General features: G+C 72.0%; 1 protein-coding gene. It reads left to right on the top strand.

Annotation, left to right across the window (positions count from 1 at the left end; translation table 11 throughout):
• A partial coding sequence (locus ACIBCN_RS44420; RefSeq protein ID WP_396998906.1) for a beta-ketoacyl synthase N-terminal-like domain-containing protein occupies positions 1–4233 on the top strand: 4233 nt, incomplete at both ends.

Below are 4233 nucleotides of genomic sequence, written 5' to 3'. Positions count from 1 at the left end.
CCCTGCGCAGCAAGATCATCGCCGAACACCTCGCCGGACACGGCGGCATGGCCTCCATCGCCCTGCCCGCCGAGGACCTCGAACACCTCCTCACCAACCATCCCGACCTCAGCATCGCCGCCCACAACGGACCGCAGTCCACGGTTGTCAGCGGCTCCGCTGACGCGATCGAAAACCTGCTCGCCACACTGGAACAGCAGGGCGTCCGGGTGCGCCGCATTCCCGTCGACTACGCCTCGCACTCGGCCCACGTCGACGCCATCGAGTCGGAGTTGGCCGCGGCTCTGGCACCGGTCACCCCGAGCGCCGGGCGCATTCCGTTCCATTCCACCGTCACCGGAACCCGGCTCGACGGCACCGAACTCACCGCCGACTACTGGTTCCGCAACCTCCGCCACACCGTCCTGTTCCACCCGGTCATACACACACTGCTACCCACCAACACCACCTTCATCGAACCGAGCCCACACCCGGTACTCACGGCAGCCATCCAGGAGTCCGCCGACACGGTGGTCGCGATCGGCACCCTGCACCGCGACGACGGCACCCATACCCGGCTGCTCACCGCGGCGGCCGAGGCATGGACGAACGGCATCGACGTCGACTGGACCGGGCAATTCCCGGATGCGCGCCGAATCCCATTGCCCACCTATGCCTTCCAGCGATCCCGTTACTGGCTCGACGCCCCGCCCCGGACCATCGTCAGCGAGGGTGCTGCCGATGCGGACTTCTGGCATGCGGTCGAGCACGAGGACCTCGACGGGCTGGCGGCGATGCTGATGGTCGGTGACCGGGATTCGGCGGACGTGCTGCGCCCGGCACTGCCGCTGCTGTCGGAGTGGCGACGCAAGCGGGCCACGCGCGAGACCGTCGACGGATGGCGATACCAGGTCACCTGGCGTCCGCTTCCGGCGTCCCGCACGGCCTCGGCGGTCGACGGACCGCACCTGGCCATCGTCCCGGCCGAGCACGCCGAGCACCCCGCGATCCGCGCCGTCCTCGACGCGCTCCCCGATGTCCTCCGAATCCCGGTCGACCACGGGCGATCTCGCGACTCGATCACCGAACTGCTCACCGAATACGCACCGCGCCAGGTGATCTCATTCCTCGCGTTCGATGCCGACCCGGCGGCCGCGACCCTCGCGCTGCTGCAGGCCTGCGCGGACATCGACCTGGACGGCGCCCTGTGGTGCGTCACGTCCGGCGCGGTCTCCCTCGGTGGCGCCGACCGGCTCCGCGATCCGAATCAAGCGGCCGTATGGGGCCTTGGACAGGTGGCCGGGCTCGAATACCCGCGCTGGTGGGGCGGTCTCGTCGATCTGCCCGAGCAGGTCGACGAGCGGGCTGCGGGCCGGTTCGCGACGATCCTGGCGGGCGGCTGGGACGAGGATCAACTCGCCGTGCGCGGCTCGGGTGTGTTCGCCCGGCGGCTGACCCGCGCCGCGACCGGGACCACGGAACAGTCGTGGTCCACCGCCGGCCCGGCGCTCGTCACCGGCGGAACCGGCGCCCTCGGCGGTCATGTCGCACGCTGGCTGGCCCGATCGGGGGTACGGCACCTCGTGCTCACCAGTCGGCGCGGGCTCGACGCCCCCGGCGCCCGAGATCTGCGGGCCGAACTGGCGCAGATCGCGCCCGGCGTCCGGGTGGACATCGAGGCATGCGATATCGCCGACCGCGCGGCACTCGACCGACTGATCGACGAGTTGGGCAGCCCGATCACCGCGGTGTTCCACACCGCGGGCGTAGGCACCGCCGCGTCGCTGCAAGACACCGACACCGCCCTACTGGCACAGGCCTGGGCGGGCAAGGCGCTCGGCGCCCGAAACCTCGACGACGCGTTCTCCGACACCGGACTCGACGCGTTCGTGCTCTTCTCCTCGGGTGCGGGCGTGTGGGGCGGCCGCGGACAGGGCGCCTACGCCGCAGCCAACACCTACCTGGACGCCGTGGCACAGTCGCGCCGCGACCGCGGCGCACACGCGCTGGCCGTCGCGTGGGGAACGTGGGGCGGCGCCGGCTTGGCCGCGCAGGGATCGGCTGAAGAAGCGTTGCGCCGCACGGGTTTACCCGCCATGGCGCCCGAACTCGCCGTCGCGGCGCTGCGCCGGGCGCTCGACGGCGACGACACCACCGTCACCGTCGCGAACATCGTGTGGGGCACTTTCGCGCCGACGCTCAGCGCGGCGCGGCGCCGCCCGCTGATCGACGACCTCGCCGAGGCGCGCGCGGCCTTGGACGAGCCGCGCACTGCCGCAACGGATTCGGGCGACGGCTGGCGGCAACGGGTAGCCGGGATGACCGCCACCGAACGGCACCGTGTGCTGCTCGACCTGGTGGGTGCGGAGGTGGCCGCCGTGCTCGGGCACGCCTCGGCCGACGCGGTGTCGCCGCGTGCCGCGTTCCGTGACCTCGGGGTCGACTCCCTCACCGCGATCCAGCTGCGCAATCGGCTCCGGACCGCGACCGGCTTGACGCTGCCCGCCACCCTCGTGTTCGACCATCCGTCACCGGTCGCGCTGGTGGCGCACCTGGAGCGCGAGCTGTCCGGCGACACCGCGCAGACGGCGCCGACGGCCGGGGCGGTGTCAGCGGATGACGATCCCGTGGTGATCGTCGCGATGAGCTGCCGGTTCCCCGGTGACGTCGATTCGCCGGAGGCACTGTGGGATCTGGTGACGCGCGGCGGTGACGCGGTCACCGAATTCCCTGCCGATCGCGGCTGGGACCTCGACGGCATCTACGACCCGGAGCTGTCCCGACCCGGCACCTCCTATGCCCGCGAAGGCGCCTTCGTCGCGGCCGCGGCGTTCGATGCCGCGCTCTTCGGGATCTCGCCGCGGGAAGCGATCGCCATGGATCCGCAGCAGCGGCTGCTGCTGGAGACCTCCTGGGAGGCGTTCGAACGGGCAGGCATCGCGGTGGATGCCCTGCGGGAGAGCCGAACCGGCGTGTTCATCGGCGCCGCCACCTCGCACTACGCCACCGGCGGCGCCGGGCAGAGCGCCGAGGGTTACCTGATCACCGGCACCGCGACGGCCGTCGTCTCGGGCCGCGTCTCCTACACCTTCGGTCTCGAGGGCCCCGCCGTCACCATCGACACCGCCTGCTCGTCATCGCTGGTAGCGCTGCACCTGGCCGCGCAGTCATTGCGAGCCGGGGAATGTTCGCTCGCGCTGGCCGGCGGCGTGGCCGTGATGTCGACCCCTGCGGCGTTCGTGGAGTTCAGTCGCCAGCGGGGCCTGGCCGCCGACGGCCGCTGCAAGGCCTTCGCCGCGGCCGCGGACGGGACCGGCTGGGGCGAGGGCGCCGGAGTTGTGCTGCTGGAACGGTTGTCGGACGCCCGCCGCAACGGCCACCCTGTGCTCGCCGTGCTCCGGGGTTCGGCGGTGAACCAGGACGGCGCGTCCAACGGTCTGAGCGCGCCCAACGGCCCCGCGCAGCAACGCGTGATCGGCCAGGCGCTGGCGAATGCGGGCCTGCGGCCCGCCGAGGTGGACGCGGTCGAGGCACACGGTACCGGCACCCGCCTCGGCGATCCCATTGAGGCGCAGGCGCTGCTGGCCGCCTATGGACGAGACCGGGATGAGCCGCTGTGGCTCGGCACGATCAAGTCGAACATCGGGCACACCCAATCCGCCGCGGGCGCAGCGGGTGTCATCAAGATGGTCATGGCCATGCGGCACGGCCTGCTGCCCCGCACCCTGCACGTCGACGAGCCGACGCCCCATGTCGACTGGACCACGGGTGCGGTCTCGCTGCTCACCGAGGACCGGAGCTGGCCGCAGGTCGCCCGGCCCCGCCGGGCTGCCGTCTCCGCGTTCGGTGTCAGCGGCACCAACGCACACGTGATCCTCGAGCAGGCGCCGGAACCGGAGCCCATCGCCACGACACCGACGCCGCCCCCGGTGGTGCCATGGGTGCTGTCGGCGCGCGACAAGACCGCCCTTTCGGCACTGGCCGCCAGGGTCGCCGACCAGGTCACCGATGCGACCAGCGTGCTCGACGTCGGGTACTCCCTGGCCACTTCTCGTGCCGCGCTGGCGGAGCGGGCGGTGCTGCTCGGCGGCGATCCGGCCGAACGCGCGCACATGCTGCGCTCGTTCGCGAATGGCGAGTCCGCGCCAGGCGTGGTCTCCGGCCGAGCGTCCACGGGCGGGGTGGCGATGGTGTTCTCCGGACAAGGCACCCAACACCCAGGAATGGGCCGCGAACTCTACAACACCTACCCCG

It is taken from the genome of Nocardia sp. NPDC051052, assembly GCF_044456045.1.
Lineage (GTDB): Bacteria > Actinomycetota > Actinomycetes > Mycobacteriales > Mycobacteriaceae > Nocardia.
The sequence above is the reverse complement of the archived record's forward strand: the minus strand, read 5'-3'. Positions and strand labels throughout refer to the sequence as shown.